Below are 20,484 nucleotides of genomic sequence, written 5' to 3'. Positions count from 1 at the left end.
CGCTTTATACGGTTAACTTGCGCTGCGGTGCACCTTATCTGGAGAATTTATGCATTCCTCTGTTAATAAAAACGAAAGCCGTACCTTTTTCGGCCATCCTTATCCGCTGGGCTCCCTGTTCTTCACCGAAATGTGGGAGCGCTTCTCGTTTTACGGCATCCGCCCCTTACTGATCCTGTTTATGGCGGCGACGGTTTACGACGGCGGAATGGGGCTGGCGCGGGAGAACGCCTCGGCGATCGTCGGGATTTTTGCCGGCAGTATGTATCTGGCCGCGCTGCCGGGCGGCTGGCTGGCGGATAACTGGCTTGGCCAGCAGCGCGCTGTCTGGTACGGCTCGATTCTGATCGCCCTCGGGCACCTGTCGATCGCCCTGTCGGCATGGCTGGGCAACGACCTGTTCTTTATCGGCCTGATGTTTATCGTCCTCGGTTCCGGGTTGTTTAAAACCTGTATCTCGGTGATGGTCGGCACTCTGTATAAAAAAGGCGACGCGCGCCGCGACGGCGGTTTCTCGCTGTTCTACATGGGGATCAACATCGGCTCGTTTATCGCGCCTTTGATCTCCGGCTGGCTGATTAAATCCCATGGCTGGCACTGGGGCTTCGGCATCGGGGGGATCGGGATGCTGGTGGCGCTGATCATTTTCCGTGTCTTTGCCGTGCCGTCGATGAAGCGCTATGACGCAGAGGTCGGCCTCGATTCCACCTGGAACAGCCCGGTGGCGAAAAAGAATGGCGTTGGGGCGTGGCTGCTGGCGCTGGCGCTGGGAGTGGCTGTGGTGGTCACGCTCATTAGCCTGGGCACGATCGTGATTAACCCGGTGGCGGTGGCCAGCGTGCTGGTCTATGTGATTGCCGCTTCCGTAGCGCTCTATTTCATCTGGCTGTTCGTCTTCGCCGGCCTGAACCGTAAAGAGCGGGCGCGCCTGCTGGTGTGCTTTATTTTGCTGGTCTCGGCGGCCTTTTTCTGGTCGGCATTTGAACAGAAACCGACCTCATTCAACCTGTTTGCTAACGACTATACCAACCGGATGATCGGCGATTTTGAGATCCCCGCGGTCTGGTTCCAGTCGATTAACGCCTTATTTATCATTCTCCTCGCCCCGGTATTCAGCTGGGCGTGGCCAGCGCTGGCGCGTAAAAACGTTCGTCCGGGCAGCATGACCAAATTCGTCATTGGCATCCTGTGCGCGGCGGCGGGCTTTGGCCTGATGATGCTGGCGGCGCAGAACGTCCTGAACAACGGCGGGGCCGGTGTGTCGCCGCTGTGGCTGGTGGGCAGCATCCTGATGCTGACGCTCGGCGAACTGTGCCTGAGCCCGATTGGTCTGGCGACCATGACCCTGCTGGCGCCGGAGAGAATGCGCGGCCAGATGATGGGGCTGTGGTTCTGCGCCAGCGCGCTGGGTAACCTGGCGGCGGGCCTGATTGGCGGTCACGTGAAGGCCGATCAGCTGTCGCTGCTGCCGGATCTCTTCGCCCGCTGCTCCATCGCGCTGCTGATCTGCGCCGCCGTGCTGGCCGTGCTGATTGTCCCGGTCCGTCGGATGCTGGAGAACAGTCAGTCCAGCGGCGCGCAAAAATCCGTCAGCAACGCCTGACGCGATCCCCAGGCCGGTCCCGCGGGACCGGCTTGTTTTTTGTCCAACCCCCGCCCCGGCAGTGCAAAATCCCCTTTTCTGAATGCGCGATGTCCCATAACGTGAGCGTGTTCTTTGAAATCACGTCGCTTTCCGGTCCATAGTGTAGTCAGGTTTACTATGTGGTTAATATAAGGACACACCTATGCCAGCAGTCATTGATAAAGCATTGGATTTTATTGGTGGTATGAATACGTCTGAGCCAGTACCACAGTCTATGGATGAAAGTACCGCGAAGGGAATTCTCAAATATTTGAAAGAACTGGGCGTGCCAGCCAGCCCGGCCGACGTCGCTGAGCGCGGTCAGCAGCAAGGCTGGAGCGCCGGGTTTACCGACAAAGTGGCGGAGTGGGCTGAACGGGTCGCCGCCGGCGAACGGCTGGTGATTAAGCATCCGGAATTCTTTTCCACCTACATGCGGGAAGAGCTGCGCGCCCTGGTGTAATCGCCGCGCAGCAACCCCGCGTCTTCTGTTTAATGCCTTCCCCACCGGGGAAGGCATTTTTGTTACTGGCCGCGGTAGCCGCCGCCCAGGGCTTTGATCAGGGTAATGTCGGTGCTCAACCGCTGGGCCTCAATATCCAGCAGCAACAGCTGCTGGGCAAGGACCGCCCGCCGGGCCTCTTCGGCGGCGTAGCGGCTGAGCAGGCCGCGCTGATAATGGGCGCGAGCGCTGTCGGTGGTGGTCTGCGCCGCGGTGACCTTCAGCTGCTGCAGCGCGCGCTGCTGATTCAGGTCGTTAAGCTGGCTGGAGCTGATGGCGACATCGCGAACCGCGTCCAGCACCGCCTGGTTGTACTGTTTGATCAGTATATTGCTGGCGGTGCGCACCGACTGCAGATTGGCGTTCAGACGACCGCCGTCGAAGATCGGCAGATAGAGCCCAGGCAGCAGGTTGATCTGCTGGAAAGAGGACTTAAACAGATCCCCGACGCTCAGGGCGTTATAACCCCAGAACGCTTTGATATCAAAATGGGGATAAAACGCCGCTTTCGCCGCATCGACCTGGCTCAGGGAGGCGGTCACATACCCGCGCAGCGCCTGCAGGTCCGGGCGGCGGGCCAGCAGCTCGAAAGAGAGCGACGGCGGCAGCGTCTCCTGGAGCGCAGGCAGCGCCACCGGATGGATCGCCGGCATGCTTTGCGCATCGGCGCCGATCAGCGCCCGCAGGGTTTCACGATACTGGGTCAGCGTCCCCTCGGCGCTGATGATCTGCTGGCGGGCGGCGAGCTGCTCGGCCTGGGCGTTGGCCACATCCACGCTGTCTTCCACGCCGCGTTGGGTCCGATGCTCGTGGGCCGCCACCGAGAACTGGGCAATATCTTCCAGGTCCTGCAGCAGCGCGATTTTCTGGAACGTCGCCTGCATGGCGAAATAGAGCTGCGCCACGCTGCTGGCGATGTCGAGCTCAATGCCGGCGGTCTCCGCCAGCCGGGCGTTTTTCTCGCCAATGGCGGCGGCGACCCGGGCGCGATCGGCTCCCCAGAGATCGATATTCAGCTGCGCCCCGACGCCAACGGTGTTCAGCGTATACCAGGGACCGTTCTTATCCACCGGCAGGGAGTAGGAGTAGGGCCAGCTAAAGGATTTGTCGGTGATCCGCAGGCGATTTTGCGCCGCGACGGCGGTGGCCTGCAGGCCCATCGCCGACTGAGCGAGTTCCACCGTGGACTGCGACTGAGAGATGCGCAGCCGGGCGGCCTGCATGGTCGGCGAGTTCTGCAGCGCCCGGTTGATCAGCATATTGAGCTGAGGATCCTTATAGGCCTCCCACCAGCGGGCTGCCGGCCAGTCGCTATTCGCCAGGTGGATCACCTGCGCCAGCTGGGCCTGCTGCGGATTGACGATGGCGACCTGGGCTGGCTCGTCCTGGATCAGCGCGCAGCCGCTGAGCAGCGTCAGCGTCAGGGTAAGGAGAGTGCCGCGCAGCCGCGGGGAGAAAGGAAGGATCATCATGACGTTTTAGCCTGTTGCTCAGTCGCTATCGGTGTCGGGCCCCAGTCGGGAAGGGCGGCCAGCGCGGCGGCCAGCGCCGGGCCAAAGGGGTTAGTCAGGTCGGCGGCCAGCTGCTCGGCAGGCGCTGTCGCCTCCTGTTCGATACGTTCGGCGTAGCGCCGCAGCTGTTCGGCGCAGCGGGTCAGGGTCGGGTCTCCCGGCGCGGCGTTGAGCCGGTACCCTTCGCTGAGGCGGGCGATCTCCTCGGCCCGGGCGAGGGTGGCGCGCATCGGCCAGTCTTTCGCCTGGGGCCAGGGGTGGGCATACGTACCCAGCGGTTCGGCGCGAACCCGATGGATCAGCGCTTCGCTGTCGGTGAAGGCGACAAACAGAGGGGCCAGCGGCACCGCATCGTGCGGGGCGGCGAGGCAGTCCGCCAGCCGGCGATAGAGTCCGGCGAGGCGCGATTTCAGCTGCGGCGCTTCGCTGTCCGGCCAGAGATACAAATGGACAATGGAGGAGACCAGCACCCCAAGCAGGATGCCCAGCACCCGGTCCCGCAGCTCGGTGAGATTTGTCAGCGGACCAAACCAGCTGAGGAAGGCCAGCGCAAAAGTGAAACCAATCTGGATCCCGGCGTAGGCGATACGCTCCGAGCCGGCGGCAATCCAGGCCGCCAGCGCCAGCACCGGCAGGGACATCGCCAGCAGCCCCGACAGCGAGTCGGTCCAGGGCTGGACAAAGACGATTAACAGCAGCGCCAGCAGAGTGGCGAGCAGCGCGCCGCCGATGCGCAGCCACGTCTTCTGCATCGTGGCGCCCAGCCCGGGCTGGGCGACGATCACGCAGCTCAGCATAATGGTGTGCAGCCCCTGCCAGTCGGCAGCGGTATAGAAGACATAGCAGATTAGCGTCGCCAGCAGGGTCTTGAGCGCAAAATGGAGATAAGCCGGGTTGCGCCAGGCGTCCGGCGCCAGCAGAGGCGGTTTTTCCACCTCGCCCTGCGGCAGGGCCACCGGCTCACCCTGGGCCAGCTGCTGCAGAAGGGCAGCCATCTCCTGCAGAACGGCGCGATTGGCGCCGCGGCCGCTGAGCGCCAGGGGGGGAATGGCGCCGTCAAACGGCCCCTCGCTAAGGGCGCTCTTCAGCTGCAGTACCGCCTGCGACAGCAGCAGGCGATCGTCGCTATCGGCCTCGTCCGCTTGCAGCAGCGCCGCCAGCTGGTAGCAGCGCAGGGTGGCGGCCAGCCGCGAGCGCCAGGCCTGCGGATCGGCGGCGATCTCCGGCGTCGCCCGGCAGGCCTGGGCGAACAGCGACTGCAGCTGGTTGAATTGCGCGGCGGTCTCGCCGAAGGTCGGTGGCGTTTCTCCGCCCGGGGTCGCCAGCCGGCTGGCGACCGACTGCAGCATCTCCGCCAGACGCGCCTTAAACTGGTTGCCGGGAAAGGCCTGCTGAAAACAGGCGTTGACCAGCAGGGTGACAAGGATCGCGGTGTTAATCGCCACCCACAGCCAGAGCAGCAGCCGCACCAGGATCTCGCTCTGGCTGGTCATCGACGGGAAGGTTTGGGCGTAAATCACCGCCAGCGCCACCACGAAAAAGGCCAGTCCCAGCTTGCCCAGCACCCGCATCAGATAGATGGCGCAGAAAAAGAGCGCCACGGAGGCCGCCAGGCGGATCAGCGGGTAGTCATAGGTCCACTTGATGATCAGCAGCACGCCGCCGAGCGCCACGCTGACGGTGACAAAAAAGACCACGCTGACTAACTTAATCATCAACACGTTAGGCTGGCTGACGTAGAACACGACGATCAGCGCGACGGCCAGGAAGGGGATCTGCAGGGTCATGAACAGGGTGATGAGCACCGCACAGCTCAGCGTCAGGCGCAGCGTGTAGCTGGCGCGTCCCGGCGCGTCGCGCAGTTCCTGGCGTAAAAAATGGGCGAGAGGAAACATTGCGTCGCCCGGCTACGGCTGCAGCACGGCGCTGGCCGAGGCGCCCATGCGGAACAGAGCCGGATCGGGATCGCTGACGGCGATTTTCACCGGGAAGCGCTGCGAGACGTGGACCCAGTTAATGCTTTTCTGGATCAGCGGCAGGCCTTCGATGACGCTCCCGCCTTCGGGCAGGACCCCGGAGCCGACCGAATCGACCACCCCGTTAAAGGTCCGGTTGTGGTTGGTCATCACGGTGATCCGCGCCGCCACGCCGGGGCGCACGTTGTTCAGATCGGTCTCGCGGAAGTTCGCGATCACATACCAGCGGTCGTCATCCAGCAGGGTGAAGACCGGCTTCAGCGCCGAGGCGTACTGGCCGACGGTGGTTTTCAGCGCCACCACCACGCCGTTGAACGGCGCGCGCACTTCGGTAAATTCCAGATGCAGTTCGGCGAGGGCGATTTGCGCCAGGATCCCGGCGCGTTGCGCCACCATGGCATCCACGCCGGTCACGGCCGCCGAGGCCTGTCTGGCCTGCAGCAGCGTGGCTTCCAGCTCCGCCCGCGCCGCTTTCTCGGCGGTGCGCGCCTGATCGAGATCTTCCTGCGAGGCAAACCCCTGCGGCACCAGCGGTTCAAGGCGGATGCGCGTGGAGGTGGTCTGCTTGACCAGCGCTCTGGCGCGCTCGACGGCGGCCGCTACCGACTGGGCGTTATACTCCTGCGCTTTGATGGTGCGCTGGGTCAGCATAATCTGCGCGTCGAGGGTCGTCAGCCGGGCTTTCGCGTCATCGAGCATCGCCTGATAGGGACGGGGGTCGATGCGGAACAGCAGATCGCCTTTTTTCACCCGCTGGTTATCGCGGATGGGCATCTCCACGATGCGTCCGCTGACCTCGGGCACCACATCGATGGTATCGGCATAGACATAGGCGTCATTGGTCTCCGGCGACGTTTGCAACTGCCAGATAACCAGGATCAGCGCCAGGATGGCGGCGAGGACCAGCGCCAGCAGAGGCCATTTCTTGCGTAACAGGGGAGTGCGGGAAGTAGTCATAAGCGATCAGTGAACAAAAAACAGAAACCACAGCAGCGTGGCGAACAGGAACATCAGCGCGACATAGCTGAAGACCAGGGGAGAAAAGCGCGGCTGCCAGCCGTTACGTGTAATCAGGATATGGCAGGGGATGAGTAAAAACGCGCCGCCCAACAAGCAGAAAAACCAGCCGGGGAACGCGGCGCCCAATACCGGGATCGCTGGTGAGAGTGAGCAGCCGGTGAGCGGCAAGACGAGCAGTAGCCGCGCCGGGCGGGCTATGGTGGCAATATGATTCAATGGAACATCCCTGAGTGCTCTTACCAGTGTGTCATGAGTGTAATCGCCTCGTTGCGGGAATGAAAGTCAACCGTTCGTTGACTGCGGGATCCGTGCGCGCCGGAAGAGCGGGAGGATGCGCCAAATCCCTCTCCTGACGCCCATTACCGACTTGCGCATAGTCAGCCGTCACGGGGAGGACTATGCTTAGCCTGAAAGTCATAAAACAAGACCGAGGCAATGTCATGGATAAGGAATTACTGGAAGCCGGCTACCGGGCCTATACCGGGGAGAAAATCGACGTCTACTTTAATACGGCGATCTGTCAGCATTCCGGGAACTGCGTGCGCGGCAGCGCGAAGCTGTTCAATCTCAAGCGTAAGCCGTGGATCATCCCGGATGAAGTGGATGTCGCGACGGTGGTGAAGGTGATCGATACCTGCCCGAGCGGCGCCCTGCAATATCGTCATAAATAAGCGAGGAGAAGATGGAAATACTGGAAGGGCACAACAAATTTTATGTTAACGACGCGCAGGGTAACCAGGTCGCGGAGATTGTTTTTGTTCCCACCGGCGAACACCTCAGCATTATCGAACATACCGATGTCGATCCCAGCCTGAAAGGCCAGGGCGTGGGGAAACAGCTGGTGGCGAAGGTGGTGGAAAAAATGCGCCAGGAGCAGCGGAAGATTATTCCACTCTGCCCGTTTGCCAAACATGAATTCGATAACACCCGCGAATACGACGATATTCGCGCCTGACGTACCGGCACCGGTGTAAACCGGTGCGCTTTTCACTCGCCAGCGCATCCGCGCCATTAGTCACTCATCGCTTCCTCCCATGCCTGTTCAAACGCCGACCGTGAGTTTGCTGATGAACGAGGCGGCTACCTGTGCGGAAAGCGAGGGGCCATATGCGGGTGATATTCCACCCGCTTTTTTACCCCCGCCAGCCGCTTCGCCGCGTTCAGCAACCGCTGGTTCAACCCCCGGGCGGCCAGCGAGCAGGAAGAGAGGATGTCATCGGTCATCATTGATAGACAAAGGTAATGCCGATGATCGACTGCACATTACCGGCGGTGACCTGGCCTGTGGTCCGGGCGTAGGTCGCCGTCAGGCCGAGATTGACCGGCGAGGTTCCGACGGTGCCCAGCGAGACCGTGCTGTTCGCCGGCACGGCGCTGCCGTTGCGGGTAAGCTGGACGCCTATCCCCTGCGCCGGCGAGGCGGAGGCGGTGTTCGTGAAGATCGCGTGGGCGCTGTCCGCGGTGGCGCCGGAGAGGTAATACCCCAGCTGCTGGCTCTGCGCGCAGTGCACGGTGAGCGGCACGGCCATGGAGCCCGGGTAGTCGGGGAGGGTGACGGTGACATCGCGGGCAGAGACATCGCAGCCGCCGGTGGGGACCACCACGTCGTTATTGGCGTAGATGTTCCAGATGAACTGGAAGGAGTCGCTATTGTAGTTGTTGGTCTGATGCAGGATTAGCACCGCGATTAACGATCCTGCGGCGATCGCCACCCCGCCGGCGGTGCTGACCGGCGTCAGATACAGGACGGCGGGCCAGGGCTTATCGGTCCGTGAATCGTAAATCACCCGCGCCGTTTCCGTGGTGGTCGGGAAGGGGTAAGAGGTGCCGTTATATTTCACGGTGCCAGAGAAACTCGACAGCACGCCGCCATAGGCGGATCCGCGCTGCAGGGTCACGTAGTCAGTGATCGTTTCCGGATAATCGTTATGGCAAAAAATCTGCGTGGAGAGGTCGACCACCAGGTTTTGCCCGACGTTGACCGCCGGGGTCAGGTTAACGTAGACGTTGGCTGAACCGCCGCCGATGGGGATCGTCGCGCCGGTGGCCGTTTTGCAGGCGAAGGACCAGGCGTTTATCGACCAGCCCAGCAGCAGCAGGGTGGTGAACAGGGGAATAATTTTTTTCATCATGATGCTCTCCTGGCTCAGGCGTAGGTATAGGTGACGTTAATCACCGCCTGAATGGTGCCTTGCGTGGCGCCGCCGTTGACCGACAGGGCCCTGACCTGCAGCGGGAAGCGGGCGGACTGGCTGGCCTCATCCACCTGTACCGACTGGCTGCTGCCGTTGTTCAGCGTGGCGCCGTCCTCGCTCTGCAGTTCGAGCTGAATATTGCCTGCCGTCCCCTGGTTTTTGTAATAGCCGGTGCTGTCCGCGGTCCCGCTGAAGGTGGCCTTCACCCGTGAGGTACCGACGGGGCAGTTGCTGAGATCCAGCGCCACGCTGTGCCAGGCCGATGCCGAGCCCGCGCCGATCAGGCTGAAGGTGTAAAGATCGCCCAGCTCGACGGTGGCATTGACGGTGGAGACCGTGCAGGGTCTGGCCACCACCTTCCCGTTGACGGTGAGGGTGACATCGGCCGCCCGCAGGGAAGGGCTCGCGGTTAACAGGCCGGCCAGCAGCCAGCCCACGTGGGTCCATTTCATTGCAGCCTCCGCTTACTGAAATTCCAGGGTGAATGTCGCTGTCGCATTGACATGCCCGGCGGTGACGGGCACCTGGGTGGCCATCAGACGGGCGTAAAAGTTCAGGATGTTGGTCTGGCCCGGCGTCAGCGTGGTCCAGGCGATGGCTGACGACGGGGCATTGACGGGCAGCCGGGACTGCTGCTGGTCAAGAATCTCTACCCCCATTCCCGCCGCCGCCGAGGCGCCGGCGTCGAGTTTTAACAGGCTGGTATTGACGCTGTCCGCCACGCCGGTGAAGCCGACCTTCACCGCGGTGACGGAAGTGCCGCAGGGCGACAGCACGATACGGAACGGCACCGGCGGGGTCGTCGCCCCGACGGCGTAAAACTGCTTCGCGGCGTTGTCCTGTAAATCGACGGTGAACTCCTTCGACTCTCCGGCCACCGCGCAGGCGTTGTCGCGCACATAGCCGCTGATGGCGATCGTGCTGTCGGCAGCGAAGGCCAGCGGCGCGGCCAGGGTGAGCAGGGCGCCCAGCAGATACTGCGGTGTTCTCATCATCATCTCCTTAGCGACACGCGATGGACAGCTGGCTGAGCGCCTGCTGCCGGCTCTCCGGCGGCAGACGATAATCGGCCACGCACTGGGCGTCGGGGCCATCGCCCCATTTCACCCGCACCTTACCCGCCAGCGGCATCCCGCTGAGGTAGACCTGACCGTTATCCGCGACGATGCTGCCGCTCTGGTTGCTATCGCTGGTGGCGAGGGCGCCAAACGGCACCGGTTTGCCGCGATGGGTCAGCGTCATCAGGATCTTCATCCCCACCTGGGCGTTAAAGCTGGCGCGGACGATCGCCCCATGGGTAGGCACCACGCTGACCACCGCATCGTCAAGGTCGACATTGTCCGCCAGGGTATTGGTGTCCAGCGCGACCCGGTTTTCGCGATACTCGGTGGCATACGGCAGGACGGCATATCCGCGCCAGTCGGTGCGTACCCCGGTCTGGTTTTCCACCTTCACGCCGCCAGCGCCGGGGGCTTTCACCAGCACCACGGTATCGTTCAGCGGCTGGCTCAAGGTGATGCCGTTGGCGTGCGCCAGCACGCCGCCGCTGACCCCGTAGTAGAGCTGTTTAAAGCCATCGCTGCGGCTGTAGCCGACGTTGGCGTTGCCGTAGCCGCCGCGGTAGTTGAGCGCGGTATAGCCGGTGCTCCCGTTGTCGCCGTTGCCGCCGCCGGCATAGCCGGTTTGCACGCTATAGCTGAGGTTGTTGTCATCCAGCAGGGTGCCGTACAGGCCCGCCAGATTGGTCATGCGGCCATTGAGATCGTGCGACAGGCTGTAGCTGGCGCTGGCGTGCCGCCAGACCGAACGGCTATCGGAACGCAGCCAGTGGCTGAAGGGGATATTGACGTTAACCGCCAGCATCTGATCGCGTCCCTGCTGCCAGGCGTTTTTCGTCAGGCTGTAGCTTAGCGACCAGTTGATATCGTCTACGGCGGCGTTGAGGCCGGCCTGCAGTTGCTCATCGGCATCGTCGGTGCCCCAGTAAGTCTGGTGGCTGCCGCTCAGATAGAGGGTGGCGGTACGCCCCAGCTGTTGGGTCACGCTCAGCTGCACCTTGCCGCGTTTGCTGTAAGCCAGATTGTAGTAGTCGGTAAATTTGGGTTTCACCTGGATAACCCCGTCCTGAGTTTCCACGCTGTAGCCGCTCATCCGGCGGTAGGTGGTATCGGCAAAGTTATAGTAGCCGCGGGTGGAGTAGCGGTAGCCCACCAGCTGCAGGTTGGTGCCGGTCTCATCCAGTGACTTGTTATAGAGAAAACGCACTGACTGTCCCTGATGCTCGCTGTCGTCAGGCAGGGTGGCGTTGGCCTGGGTGATATCCAGCGACAAGGCGCCGAAATAGCCCATGTTTTTCCCCACCCCGAGGTTAAAGGCGCGATAGCGGTCCGCCAGCTGGGCGCCGCCGTACAGGGTCCAGCCGGCCGGCAGGCCATGCATGGCCGTGCTCTGGAAAAAATCGGGCGTTTCCTGCTGGCTGTTGCCGCTGCGGTACTCCCCGGCGGAGAGGGCGAAGCGGGTATGGCCTTCGCGCTGCAGCACCGGCACCGTTGACCAGGGCACGCTGAAGACCTGGCGGGTGCCATCCGCTTCTTTAATGGTGACCTGCAGATCGCCGCCGTTGCCCGCGGCGTAGAGATCGTCGATGGTAAACGGCCCCGGCGGCACCGTGCTCTGGTAGATTTCGTAGCCGTTTTGTTTGACTGACACCTGCGCGGTACCGCGGGCGATCCCGTGGATCACCGGCGCGAAGCCTTTCTGGCTGTCCGGCAGCATATTGTCATCGGAGGCCAGCTGCGCGCCGCGGAAGTTGATCCCGTCGAAGACATCGCCGTTGGTGTAGCTATCCCCGAGGGTAAGCCGCGACCGCAGGGGAATGATATCCCGCTCAAGCCAGCTGTTGACGTGCTGCCAGCGGTTCTCATTGGATGAGGCGCTGCCGCCGCTGCTGTAACTCCAGGTGCTGTTATCGCGCAGGCGCCAGGCGCCGAGGTTCAGCCCGCTCTGCAGATTCAGATAGGCGTAACGGCTGTTCCCCCCGGTGGCGTTATGAACGTTATTGCCGGTGAAGTTATAGTTAATCAGCCCGGCGGTGATGCCGTTATCCCATAGCTCCGGCGGAATATAGCCGCGGGCGTGGCTGCCCATAAACGCCTGGGGTACGGTGAGATACAGGCGCTGCTGGCCGACATCGAAGCGGGTGGTGGCTTCGCTGATGAGCGTCGTTAGCGGCACGCAGGCCTTACTGTCCAGGGCCGCCATGCCCGTCACCCGTCCGGTATCCACCCCCATGCTCGCCAGCTGGCCGCGGGTCAGGCAGGGCGACAGGCCATGGCCCTGCGCGTCGGCCTGGAAAGTAACGTCCCGGGTAGTCATATAGCCGTTATTGAGGTAAATATCGACGCGATAGGTGCCCGGCGGGACCTCCTGGCCTTTTTCAAATCCCGACAGGTCTGCCACCGCCGCCGGATCGTCAGCTAAAAAGCGGGGGTTAAAATAGAGATCCGCCTGCGCGGCAAACGGCTGCGAGCAGAGCCACAGCGTCAGCGCCGGCGTAATCAGGCGCCGGGCGCTTGGGCGACCCCCATGGTCCAGTCCATATTTTCGATGTGACATAATCCCTCCGGTCCGACGTTGCCCGGCAGTCAGTGCTTCTGGTCATGCGCAGCGTGGCCCGCGCGGCGGGGCACACCAGAGTTAACGCAGTACGCCATTCATTTTCGGCGTCAGCGCGCCGTAATCGTTAATGGTGCGATAGGTGATGGTGCTGCCGGCATCCGCGGGCAGCTTGACGCTGGTTTTGCCCATCGGCGGCACCAGGGCGTTTTCCAGAATGCGCGTTCCGGCGTTCAGTTCGGTCACCGTCAGGTAATAGGGGGTGGGATTAGTCAGCGTTAGCGACGATCCATTGCGGCTAAAGGTCAGCTTGTCCGGCGCCTGATCCGGGGGCAGGGCCAGTTTTGCCGGTCGGTAGTAGAGCTTGATGCGGCTGATAATCGCCAACTGGAGGGTGTTGTCGCTGAGCTTCGATTTATCCATTGAGGGAATAGCCTTCACGTTCATCCAGAACAGGCTTTCCCGATCCTGCGGCAGCTGGTTATTGGTCGCGTCGATAATGCGCAGGGTGTTCTCTTTTTTGCCCTGCATGGCAAACAGCGGGGGAGTGATAACAAACCGGCCGTCTCGCTGCCCATCGGCATTTTCCACCCATGACTGAATAAGCCAGGTGCTGTTGTCGTCGTTATTGGTCACCGCCAGCTGGACCTGTTTCTGACCCGCCGGGTAGATGACCCGGGTCGCGCCCAGCGCGACGCCCGCGTGCGCGCTGGCGCTCAACGCGCCGGCGGCGAAAAGCACACATCCCGTCAGTATGCCGCGTATCGTCGTTGCTGTTTTTCTCACATTATCTCCTTGTCTGCTCACGGTGTTGTCCTGCTGGTCTGCGGGTTGATTACTGATAAGTTAATGAGAACCAGGCCTGGGCGTTGGCCGCGCCGCCGATGACCTGGCGTCCGGTCGCCCGATATTTGGCGACGAAATTTAGCGTCGTCGGTCCGCGGTAGAGCGGCACCCAGCGATCCGGCGGACGGTTGAGGGGCAGCTGCTGGCCCTGACTGTCGAACAGCGCAATGCCGATCCCGCTGGCGATCCCCGGGCCTTCGCCCACCGACAGCACATCGGGGTTTTTGCCGTCAGCCACGCCGTGAAATGCCACCCCGACATGCTGGCTGACCGCCGTACTGCAATCCTGTAAATGAATCGCGAAAGGGATCGGATTGCTGTCTTCGCCCACGTCGTGAAATCGGTTACTGCTGATCTGTCCCAGATTGACCGTCATCTGCCGATCGCCGGCTTCAACGCGGCAGGAACTGGCCATGATCAGGCCCTGAAAGCGCATGCTCCCTCCCGGCAGCGTGACGTTCCACTGATTACCGGCCAGCGCCAGCGGAGGCAGCAGCAGTAGCAGACCCGATTTCATTCCCTGCATCGTTTCACCCCGGTTGCAAAATTAAGCGCGGGCCCTCCTGGCCCGGATGGCTTCCTTGCCTGATGGTTGCCTTACTCGTACTGCACTTTGAAGGTGGCGTCCGCGTTCGCGATACCGGCGGTCGCGGCGCCAGTGGCGTAGTAACGCGCCTGGAACGGAATGATGTTGGTGCCGTCATTCAGGGTGGTGGCTGCGCTGAAGGTGGCGCCGTCCAGCGCCAGCGGCGTGCCGGTGTTGTCGAGGATCTGCACGCCGACGTTGGTCGCGCTGCCGGCGGCAGAGTTTTGCAGCGCCAGAACGGTGGTATTGCTGCTGTCGATAGCCGTACCGGCGAAGGCGACGGACGCTTTGGTTGCTACCGTGGTGTCGCAATCATCCAGCTGAATGTTGAAACCGACGGACGAACTGGTGCTCCCCGCCGTGGCCAGCTTCGCGGAACGCACCTGGCCCAACTGGACGGTTTGATCGATAGAGCCGGCATCCACCGCACAGGCCGCGTTAACGACTTCCCCTTTAAAATGGACGGTCCCGCCGTTAACCGTGGTGGTATCGGCCAGGGCCGCTGCGGAGCTCAGAGACAGGGCTGACACAACAATCATTGCCAGTGTTTTGATTTTCATACTGTTTTCCTTTGAACGATGTCGAAATAACGAACCGGATTGGCAGCCGTTGTGCCTTCCAGGCATTTCAGATTTCAGCCGAGTGGTCCGGCTGCCGGCTCTGCACAGTTTTCGCCCAACCGATGAGACAATTGGGGCCATTTTGACTCGTTGAGATAAATGATCTGATTTTCGTTTAATTACGCTTGTTTTATGGTGTTAAGTTCTGAGAAATGTTGTTTATATGGATATTTAATCTGTGGTTGTTGGCGGAGTGCGAAAGGAAGAGCGATGCCGCTGGCGAAGGCGCGTCGATGCCCCGGGAGGTTAGGGTGAGAAAAGTGCGTAATTGATGTTTTAAAAATGATTTAAAATCAGATGATTATGAATTTTTTTGCAGAAATATGGCGTGGTGAGTTGCAAAATATGTCAAAACATTTTTATGATATAAACAGTTTGGCCCCAATTGACCTGTTCACGGTTTATTTTTTTAATCAAATTCAATCGGTTGTATCAATTCCCGCTTCTGCATTGCTTTCTCCAATAAGATTATTTCTTTCCCATATTCCGGCAAAACGCGCCGCATTGCTGGCGGTGTAGCGTACCGTGTGTCGAATATTACGATGACCGAGATAATCCTGGATCAAACGGGTATCTGTCCCTCTTTCCGCCAGTTCGTAGCCGCAGGCGTGACGCAGCATATGGGGGTGGGTCTGCGTTACGGTACCTGCCTTTTCCCCGGCGGCGCGAATAATACGATATGCCTGCTGGCGTGAGAGCGGGGTACCGCGACGGGAGATAAACAGCGCGTCGGTTTTGGCCGCCGCTTTCCAGCCGGCGCGGACCTGACTCCAGCGCTCAATGGCCTCACGTTCATCAAAGCGCAGCGGGTGAATAGTCGAAAAACCGTTCTTCAACCGCCGCACATTGACCCGGCCTTCCCGTAGATCCAGATCGTGATAGTGCAGATCCAGCAGTTCGCTGATGCGCATCCCGTGGCGAAAGGCGAGCAGGATGAGACAGTAGTCCCGCTCGCCGGTGACGCCCTGACGCGCGGCCTGCATCATAGCCTGAACTTCTTTGGCGGTAAGAAAACGACGTCGGTTCACAATAGTTGCTCCTGAAAAAGATGTGAGGGGTCGTCATGGCGAAACCATACGCCATGACGGAAAAGATCCGTAATGCGAGAACGGTACAAGGTGAAGGCGATTAACCACGCATAGATAGCATATTATATTTACAGCCAGTCAAAATATCGCCTGGCGATAATTCTTAATTTTAGAGATTTTAAGCAAGGCCACAATAGATCTGCTCGGGTTTCATAGCATGTGCATAAAATAAAAGGTTTTTTTCAAACGATAGATTTTAAAAATAGCGGGATGGATTTTAGCCAACAATAAATAGTCACGGCAAAACCGGAATTTATGCAGGGTTAATTGAACGAGGTGACCGCAGGATTAAATAAGAACTTGCGGGAACAGTAATCATAATTAACCGAGGGTTAATTTATTGATATTTAATTTCCCCGCAACGCGGTACAACGCCATCCGTGGCGTCAGGCTTACTGAAGCAGCGACAGGCGCTGTTTGTCGCGCGTATTGTCCCAGATACCATAGAAGCGTCCCGCGTTGCTGGCGGTATACCAGACGGTATGGCGAATATTGCGGTGTCCGAGATAGTCCTGGATCAGGCGGGTATCGATACCCATATTGGCCAACGCAAAGCCACACGAGTGACGCAGCATATGCGGGTGGATCTCCAGCGGCAATCCCGCCTGGTCGCCAGAAGAGGCGATAATCTGATAGAACTGCTGGCGGGAAAGGGGATTGCCTTTGCGGGAGAGAAACAGCCACTCGCTGGCGGCCTGCGGCCAGGTGTTGCGAATGGCCAGCCAGCGCTTTAGGGCGTGGATCTCTTTATTCAGCAAAGGGTGGGTGGTCGAGAACCCCTTTTTTAGCCGATGGATATAAACGCAGCGGGAAGCAAGGTCGATATCGGATATTCGCAGGCGACAGATCTCGCTGGCGCGCAGACCATGGATGAAGCACAGCAGCGTCAGGCAATAATTACGTGCGGCGTAGGGACCGCTATCGGCGGCTTTAAGTAGCGACTCGATTTCATTCTGAGTCAGGAAGTTCCTTTTTTTAATATCGGCGTTATTCGTCATAGTGTTCCCTTTTATGGCAGGCAAATATTACGCTTTCCAGGCCTGCGTCAGGTCATTGTTAAATGCGACTGCCTTTTTATTTTTAAACAGCGTGCTGATAACGTTTTTATTTGCTACGGGTGTACGCAGTATCATGGGCTATCGTCATCCCCTGCGATAAGACGCCGCATGCTGAAGGGTAAAGAAAGGGTTAGCTGGTTGAACTGGCGAATCTTTCCTGGAGGTTTCCACGTCCTGTACATCCCTGATCCTCTTGATGATGCCCACGTGATGATGAAGGCACTGGCTTCCGGCCACGGCAAGGCGGCCATCAATGCCGTCATGATTTATTTCCCGGCTGTTGGGGCGGCACGGCGTCAGCCAGCCGGCCGCCCGTATCTCAGCGACGGGAATGGCATGAGTAATTTCTCAGACAGAATACAACCCTGAACCGTCTGGATAGCATTCACTGCAAAACTACAACAGTGATTAAACCATACTGCAAAAAGCCTGGGGATAATAGCCATTGTCTCTGTAAGGGCACTTTACGTCTTATTTAAAGGGTTGAGCTTAATCTTAATAGTGCAGGGGTAGCAGCGGGCGGTAATCGGCGGTAGCGGTGATATCAGGCTGTGGGTATTAGTAGCCATGGACTGCGGACCGGTTGCGGGTAATATTCTGCAGCAAGCTAAGAATAAAGAGCAGGCAGGGCTGGACGCGACGGTCCGGCGTCACAGGCGGAGTGAAAGGCTCCGGTGGCAGAAGACCTCGATCTGTCATTCGCCGGAGCAGGCTGACTTACCATTTTTCGTCGCGGGCTTCCTGACGACCTTCGCGGCGGTTTTCCCGCTTATCGTGACGGCAGCTGGCGTTGCTTTGATTGTTGTTGCTGACGCACTCTTGCTTGGTTTCACGGCCCTGCTCGCGGCTATCCTGGCGGATATCGCGGGCGTCCTGGCGCTGGTCGCTGCGCCAGGTCGCCTGCGCTGAAAGCGAGGGCGTCAGCAGCGCGACGCACGCCAGGGCGAGTAAGTTTCTTTTCATCGGAGTGGTCCTGTTAATGCATATATTAAATAAATAGCAGTTAATAAATATTCGTGCCTGATGCGCAGGATGATAAAGTACATAAAGTGCCAGGATAGCGATAACTGATTTATTTTTATCTGTTTTTAGGCGTGTTACGACTGCTCTTATATGTTATTCAGGGTGCCAGCATTAAAAACAAACGTCTGTGGTATGCTGAAGAGAGTAAAGTGCTTTGTGCAAAGATAGGGCAGAGGGTAGGTACAGGAGCCCGCTGATGCTGATAATGCGGAGCCTTGTGACCAAGAGCATTGACGAGAAAAACGCCGACAAATCATCCATCCTTGAAAACAGGCACTATTGTTCGCCGGGTATGAGATTGTCGTCCGGTGGTTCATCTCTTTTCACCATGGCATAACGATGATGATTCCGATTGCGCAACGCGACTGGCGCCTGCTGGTCGCCGGGAGCGGCGGCCTTCTTCTGCTGGCCGCCGGCGTCACCTTGCACAGCCACTGGAGCGACTTTCTCCAGTGGTGCCTCGCCACGCAAATTACCCTGCATCGCTATCTGGTGATGTACCTTTTGCTGCTGAACAACCATCAGTACAGCGGCGGCGTCTGGCTGCTGGTGGGCGCATTTCTTTACGGCGTGCTGCACGCTATCGGACCGGGCCACGGTAAGTTTATCGTCACCACTTACCTGAGCACCAACCAGGAGAGCCTGACCGCGGCGCGGGTGGTGCCTTTTCTCGGCAGCCTGCTGCAGGGCGTGAGCGCCATCCTGTTTGTCTATATTCTCGCGGTGGGGCTGAATCTGGCCGCCGGCGATCTCAGCGCCAGCCGCTGGTACGTCGAGAAGATCAGCGCCCTGACCATCGCCGCCTTTGGGGTTTACGTTATCTGTCGCGCGCTGCAAAGCCTGCGGCCGGGTAAAACAAGGATACGCGCCCTGAGGCCGGCGCATCAGCATGATGCCGCGTGCGGCTGCGGGCACCACGGCGTGGGGCAGGACCTGCAGGGCGCCGACTGGAAGACACGTCTGGGCGTGGTGCTGGCTATCGGCGCCCGGCCCTGCAGCGGGGCGATTATGATCCTGCTGTTCGCCAACGCGCTGGGGATCGTCAGCTGGGGCATCGCCGCGGTGATGACCATGGCGCTGGGCACCGCGCTCTCGATCCTCGGTCTGTCGCTGGCGGTGCACTATGCCCGTCACCGTACCGTCAACCGGCTGACGGCGACCAGACGTCCGCGGCCCTGGCTGGTGCCGCTGGTGAAGATCCTCGGCGGGCTGGCGCTGATCCTCTTTGCCGCCGGGTTGTTTTTCACCGTGGTGCCGATCAGCGCTAACGGCGACTTTATCGCCGCGGGCTGTTAACGGCTTTCCAGAAGGCGCATCAATATCCGCAGCGCCTGATCCAGCTGCTGGCGCTCGCCATCGCTGAGCCCCGCCAGCAACTGCCGTTCATTATCGACATGGGTCTCCACCGCCTCATCGATGCGCTCACGTCCGGCGGGCGTCAGGGCGACCAGCATACTGCGGGCGTCTTCCGGATTGGGCAGGCGGGTAATAAACCCGCGTTTTTCCAGCGCCTTCAGGCGATGAGTCATGGTGCCGGAGGTGATCATCAGCGTGGAGAAGAGCTGGGTCGGCGAAAGAATGAACGGCGCCCCGGCGCGGCGCAGCGTCGCCAGCATGTCAAACTCCCAGCGCACCAGTTCGTGGCGCGTAAAAGCCACTTCCACCTGCGGCTCCAGCAGCATGGCGCACCGTTTCAGACGGCCAATCGGCCCCATTGGGCTGCAGTCGAGGTCCGGTCGCTCCCGTTGCCACTGGGCGAGAATCCGATCAACGGCGTCGATCGGCAGTGATTTGTCCATGAGTGCTCACTTGTCTTGATATCAAGATAATTGCGGGTACATACTTGAGGCACCAATTTAACTTGAAGTGAAGATAAAATCATGGCTTTTCTCTCGCGTAGTCTGATGCTCGACCTGCTGCTCACGGCGCTGGCGCCCGCTATCTGGGGGACGACCTACATCGTCACCTCCCAGTTTCTTCCCCCTGACCGGCCGTTTATTGCCGCACTGCTGAGGGTGTTGCCGGCAGGTATCGCCCTGCTGATCTGGAGCCGCCGCTTTCCGCAGCGCGGCGAATGGCTAAAGCTTATCGTTACCGGCATCTTAAATATTGGCGCGTTTCAGGCGCTGTTGTTTATCGCCGCCTATCGCTTACCCGGCGGGCTGGCGGCAGTGATTGGCGCGATCCAGCCGCTGCTGGTGATGCTTCTCGCCTGGTGCGTAGACCGGCAGCGCTCGCCCTGGCTGGCGGTATTCTCAGCCCTTGCCGGCATACTCGGTATGGCCATGCTGCTGCTGTCGCCGCGCACCGTCCTCGACCCGCTGGGCATCGGCGCGGCGTTTCTCGGGGCGATCAGTATGGCGCTGGGCACCTGGCTCTCCCGCCGCTGGGCGCTCTCCCTGCCGATCGTCGCGTTAACCGGCTGGCAGCTGGCGATCGGCGGGGTGGTGCTGGCGCCAGTGGCGCTGATCGTTGACCCCCCTTTGCATCAGGTGACTGCGCTGCAGGCGGCCGGCTATCTGTGGCTGTGCGTGGCGGGCGCCATGCTGGCCTATGGCCTGTGGTTCCGGGGGATTGGCCGCCTCTCGCCGGTGGCGGTATCGGCAATGAGCCTGCTGAGCCCGGTGACCGCCGTGGTGCTGGGGTGGATTTTCCTTGGACAAACGATCCAGGGGATGGCGCTGGTCGGGCTGATCGTGGTGCTGGCGAGCGTATTGTCTATTCAGCGCGCGCTGGCGCGCCAGGCGGCGGGGGCAAAAACGAAAAAAGCCCCATAACGGGGCTCGACATTGCTGTGTGCGGGGTAGGCGGCGGGAGCCA

The 20,484-nt window shown here is 60.3% G+C and carries 22 protein-coding genes; 7 read left to right on the top strand and 15 right to left on the bottom strand.

Annotation, left to right across the window (positions count from 1 at the left end; translation table 11 throughout):
- The first annotated feature begins 49 nt into the window (after positions 1 to 49).
- Together ACOI7Z_RS12500 and ACOI7Z_RS12495 are read left to right on the top strand one after the other, a co-directional pair.
- Positions 50 to 1,603 (top strand): peptide MFS transporter, encoded by a 1,554-nt coding sequence (locus ACOI7Z_RS12500; RefSeq protein ID WP_086074982.1) that lies wholly within the window; start codon positions 50 to 52, stop codon positions 1,601 to 1,603.
- Positions 1,604 to 1,787: 184 nt separating this feature from the next.
- Positions 1,788 to 2,087: a DUF1889 family protein gene (locus tag ACOI7Z_RS12495; RefSeq protein WP_004205347.1), complete on the top strand. Its 300-nt coding sequence runs from the start codon at positions 1,788 to 1,790 to the stop codon at positions 2,085 to 2,087.
- Between the two features lie 62 nt (positions 2,088 to 2,149).
- Here ACOI7Z_RS12495 and ACOI7Z_RS12490 read toward each other — a convergent pair whose 3' ends face one another.
- Genes ACOI7Z_RS12490 through ACOI7Z_RS12475 form a run of 4 tightly spaced genes read right to left on the bottom strand, consistent with a single transcriptional unit; the run spans position 2,150 to position 6,849 of the window.
- Positions 2,150 to 3,598, bottom strand: a complete 1,449-nt coding sequence (locus ACOI7Z_RS12490) for an MdtP family multidrug efflux transporter outer membrane subunit (RefSeq protein WP_087848604.1) — start codon at positions 3,596 to 3,598, stop codon at positions 2,150 to 2,152.
- On the bottom strand, positions 3,595 to 5,532 hold the full coding sequence (gene mdtO / locus ACOI7Z_RS12485; protein WP_048298233.1) for a multidrug efflux transporter permease subunit MdtO: 1,938 nt from the start codon (positions 5,530 to 5,532) through the stop codon (positions 3,595 to 3,597). Before mdtO ends, ACOI7Z_RS12490 begins: the two co-directional genes overlap by 4 nt.
- A 12-nt stretch (positions 5,533 to 5,544) precedes the next feature.
- A complete protein-coding gene (gene mdtN, locus ACOI7Z_RS12480; RefSeq protein WP_023290946.1) occupies positions 5,545 to 6,570 on the bottom strand; it encodes a multidrug transporter subunit MdtN in 1,026 nt (341 codons plus the stop codon).
- A 6-nt stretch (positions 6,571 to 6,576) separates the two neighbouring features.
- Positions 6,577 to 6,849, bottom strand: a complete 273-nt coding sequence (locus ACOI7Z_RS12475; protein WP_032454006.1) for a YtcA family lipoprotein — start codon at positions 6,847 to 6,849, stop codon at positions 6,577 to 6,579.
- 224 nt (positions 6,850 to 7,073) lie between these two features.
- On the opposite strand from ACOI7Z_RS12475, the gene yjdI reads away from it, so the two are divergent.
- Both yjdI and ACOI7Z_RS12465 read left to right on the top strand, forming a co-directional pair.
- Positions 7,074 to 7,304: a 4Fe-4S mono-cluster protein YjdI gene (gene yjdI / locus ACOI7Z_RS12470; protein ID WP_004205354.1), complete on the top strand. Its 231-nt coding sequence runs from the start codon at positions 7,074 to 7,076 to the stop codon at positions 7,302 to 7,304.
- 11 nt (positions 7,305 to 7,315) lie between these two features.
- A complete protein-coding gene (locus tag ACOI7Z_RS12465; RefSeq protein WP_002916201.1) occupies positions 7,316 to 7,588 on the top strand; it encodes a GNAT family N-acetyltransferase in 273 nt (90 codons plus the stop codon).
- Positions 7,589 to 7,856: 268 nt separating this feature from the next.
- On the opposite strand, the gene ACOI7Z_RS12460 is transcribed toward ACOI7Z_RS12465, so the two are convergent.
- The 9 genes from ACOI7Z_RS12460 to fimB form a co-directional block, all read right to left on the bottom strand.
- Positions 7,857 to 8,762, bottom strand: a complete 906-nt coding sequence (locus ACOI7Z_RS12460; RefSeq protein ID WP_032429212.1) for a fimbrial protein — start codon at positions 8,760 to 8,762, stop codon at positions 7,857 to 7,859.
- Between the two features lie 17 nt (positions 8,763 to 8,779).
- Positions 8,780 to 9,265, bottom strand: a complete 486-nt coding sequence (locus ACOI7Z_RS12455; protein ID WP_072199039.1) for a fimbrial protein — start codon at positions 9,263 to 9,265, stop codon at positions 8,780 to 8,782.
- A gap of 27 nt (positions 9,266 to 9,292) precedes the next feature.
- A complete protein-coding gene (locus ACOI7Z_RS12450; RefSeq protein WP_023290941.1) occupies positions 9,293 to 9,820 on the bottom strand; it encodes a fimbrial protein in 528 nt (175 codons plus the stop codon).
- 10 nt (positions 9,821 to 9,830) lie between these two features.
- Complete coding sequence (locus tag ACOI7Z_RS12445) at positions 9,831 to 12,443, bottom strand: fimbrial biogenesis usher protein (protein WP_087848605.1); 2,613 nt, start codon at positions 12,441 to 12,443, stop codon at positions 9,831 to 9,833.
- Positions 12,444 to 12,524: 81 nt separating this feature from the next.
- Positions 12,525 to 13,208 (bottom strand): fimbria/pilus periplasmic chaperone, encoded by a 684-nt coding sequence (locus ACOI7Z_RS12440; RefSeq protein WP_369818083.1) that lies wholly within the window; start codon positions 13,206 to 13,208, stop codon positions 12,525 to 12,527.
- A 70-nt stretch (positions 13,209 to 13,278) separates the two neighbouring features.
- Positions 13,279 to 13,815, bottom strand: coding sequence for a fimbrial protein (locus tag ACOI7Z_RS12435; protein ID WP_087848606.1), 537 nt, complete (start codon positions 13,813 to 13,815; stop codon positions 13,279 to 13,281).
- A gap of 71 nt (positions 13,816 to 13,886) precedes the next feature.
- Positions 13,887 to 14,435: a type 1 fimbrial major subunit FimA gene (gene fimA, locus ACOI7Z_RS12430; RefSeq protein ID WP_004205364.1), complete on the bottom strand. Its 549-nt coding sequence runs from the start codon at positions 14,433 to 14,435 to the stop codon at positions 13,887 to 13,889.
- 479 nt (positions 14,436 to 14,914) lie between these two features.
- On the bottom strand, positions 14,915 to 15,523 hold the full coding sequence (fimE, locus tag ACOI7Z_RS12425) for a type 1 fimbria switch DNA invertase FimE (RefSeq protein WP_087848607.1): 609 nt from the start codon (positions 15,521 to 15,523) through the stop codon (positions 14,915 to 14,917).
- A gap of 452 nt (positions 15,524 to 15,975) precedes the next feature.
- On the bottom strand, positions 15,976 to 16,581 hold the full coding sequence (gene fimB / locus ACOI7Z_RS12420) for a type 1 fimbria switch DNA invertase FimB (protein WP_023290937.1): 606 nt from the start codon (positions 16,579 to 16,581) through the stop codon (positions 15,976 to 15,978).
- A 168-nt stretch (positions 16,582 to 16,749) separates the two neighbouring features.
- Between fimB and ACOI7Z_RS12415 the strand changes: the two genes are divergently transcribed.
- On the top strand, positions 16,750 to 17,010 hold the full coding sequence (locus ACOI7Z_RS12415; protein ID WP_032428979.1) for a hypothetical protein: 261 nt from the start codon (positions 16,750 to 16,752) through the stop codon (positions 17,008 to 17,010).
- Between the two features lie 348 nt (positions 17,011 to 17,358).
- Here the strand turns inward: ACOI7Z_RS12415 and ACOI7Z_RS12410 are convergent, their stop codons facing one another.
- Positions 17,359 to 17,604 carry a hypothetical protein gene (locus ACOI7Z_RS12410; protein ID WP_086074991.1) on the bottom strand — a complete coding sequence of 82 codons (246 nt, stop codon included), beginning with the start codon at positions 17,602 to 17,604 and terminating at the stop codon, positions 17,359 to 17,361.
- Between the two features lie 399 nt (positions 17,605 to 18,003).
- Between ACOI7Z_RS12410 and ACOI7Z_RS12405 the strand changes: the two genes are divergently transcribed.
- On the top strand, positions 18,004 to 18,960 hold the full coding sequence (locus tag ACOI7Z_RS12405; protein ID WP_087848609.1) for a nickel/cobalt transporter: 957 nt from the start codon (positions 18,004 to 18,006) through the stop codon (positions 18,958 to 18,960).
- Here ACOI7Z_RS12405 and ACOI7Z_RS12400 read toward each other — a convergent pair.
- Positions 18,957 to 19,463, bottom strand: a complete 507-nt coding sequence (locus tag ACOI7Z_RS12400) for a MarR family winged helix-turn-helix transcriptional regulator (protein WP_087848610.1) — start codon at positions 19,461 to 19,463, stop codon at positions 18,957 to 18,959. The two genes, ACOI7Z_RS12405 and ACOI7Z_RS12400, sit on opposite strands and share 4 nt — an antisense overlap.
- A gap of 81 nt (positions 19,464 to 19,544) precedes the next feature.
- Between ACOI7Z_RS12400 and ACOI7Z_RS12395 the strand changes: the two genes are divergently transcribed.
- Positions 19,545 to 20,441 carry an EamA family transporter gene (locus ACOI7Z_RS12395; protein WP_023290933.1) on the top strand — a complete coding sequence of 299 codons (897 nt, stop codon included), beginning with the start codon at positions 19,545 to 19,547 and terminating at the stop codon, positions 20,439 to 20,441.
- The last annotated feature ends 43 nt before the right edge of the window (positions 20,442 to 20,484 follow it).

The sequence above is a fragment of the Klebsiella sp. C283 genome, assembly GCF_048822555.1.
Classification (GTDB): Bacteria; Pseudomonadota; Gammaproteobacteria; order Enterobacterales; family Enterobacteriaceae; genus Klebsiella; species Klebsiella quasipneumoniae.
This window is presented reverse-complemented; position numbering and strand designations above follow the sequence as displayed.

Excerpts from the sequence above, each read along its gene's own strand:
- ACOI7Z_RS12400 (WP_087848610.1), bottom strand. The coding sequence starts at position 19,463 with ATGGACAAATCACTGCCGATCGACGCCGTTGATCGGATTCTCGCCCAG.
- ACOI7Z_RS12490 (WP_087848604.1), bottom strand. The coding sequence starts at position 3,598 with ATGATGATCCTTCCTTTCTCCCCGCGGCTGCGCGGCACTCTCCTTACC.
- ACOI7Z_RS12405 (WP_087848609.1), top strand. The coding sequence starts at position 18,004 with ATGATGATTCCGATTGCGCAACGCGACTGGCGCCTGCTGGTCGCCGGG.
- yjdI (WP_004205354.1), top strand. The coding sequence starts at position 7,074 with ATGGATAAGGAATTACTGGAAGCCGGCTACCGGGCCTATACCGGGGAG.
- fimB (WP_023290937.1), bottom strand. The coding sequence starts at position 16,581 with ATGACGAATAACGCCGATATTAAAAAAAGGAACTTCCTGACTCAGAAT.
- ACOI7Z_RS12410 (WP_086074991.1), bottom strand. The coding sequence starts at position 17,604 with ATGAAAAGAAACTTACTCGCCCTGGCGTGCGTCGCGCTGCTGACGCCC.
- ACOI7Z_RS12415 (WP_032428979.1), top strand. The coding sequence starts at position 16,750 with ATGCTGAAGGGTAAAGAAAGGGTTAGCTGGTTGAACTGGCGAATCTTT.
- ACOI7Z_RS12445 (WP_087848605.1), bottom strand. The coding sequence starts at position 12,443 with ATGTCACATCGAAAATATGGACTGGACCATGGGGGTCGCCCAAGCGCC.
- ACOI7Z_RS12495 (WP_004205347.1), top strand. The coding sequence starts at position 1,788 with ATGCCAGCAGTCATTGATAAAGCATTGGATTTTATTGGTGGTATGAAT.
- fimA (WP_004205364.1), bottom strand. The coding sequence starts at position 14,435 with ATGAAAATCAAAACACTGGCAATGATTGTTGTGTCAGCCCTGTCTCTG.
- ACOI7Z_RS12500 (WP_086074982.1), top strand. The coding sequence starts at position 50 with ATGCATTCCTCTGTTAATAAAAACGAAAGCCGTACCTTTTTCGGCCAT.
- ACOI7Z_RS12465 (WP_002916201.1), top strand. The coding sequence starts at position 7,316 with ATGGAAATACTGGAAGGGCACAACAAATTTTATGTTAACGACGCGCAG.
- mdtO (WP_048298233.1), bottom strand. The coding sequence starts at position 5,532 with ATGTTTCCTCTCGCCCATTTTTTACGCCAGGAACTGCGCGACGCGCCG.
- ACOI7Z_RS12450 (WP_023290941.1), bottom strand. The coding sequence starts at position 9,820 with ATGAGAACACCGCAGTATCTGCTGGGCGCCCTGCTCACCCTGGCCGCG.
- mdtN (WP_023290946.1), bottom strand. The coding sequence starts at position 6,570 with ATGACTACTTCCCGCACTCCCCTGTTACGCAAGAAATGGCCTCTGCTG.
- ACOI7Z_RS12460 (WP_032429212.1), bottom strand. The coding sequence starts at position 8,762 with ATGAAAAAAATTATTCCCCTGTTCACCACCCTGCTGCTGCTGGGCTGG.
- ACOI7Z_RS12435 (WP_087848606.1), bottom strand. The coding sequence starts at position 13,815 with ATGCAGGGAATGAAATCGGGTCTGCTACTGCTGCTGCCTCCGCTGGCG.
- ACOI7Z_RS12395 (WP_023290933.1), top strand. The coding sequence starts at position 19,545 with ATGGCTTTTCTCTCGCGTAGTCTGATGCTCGACCTGCTGCTCACGGCG.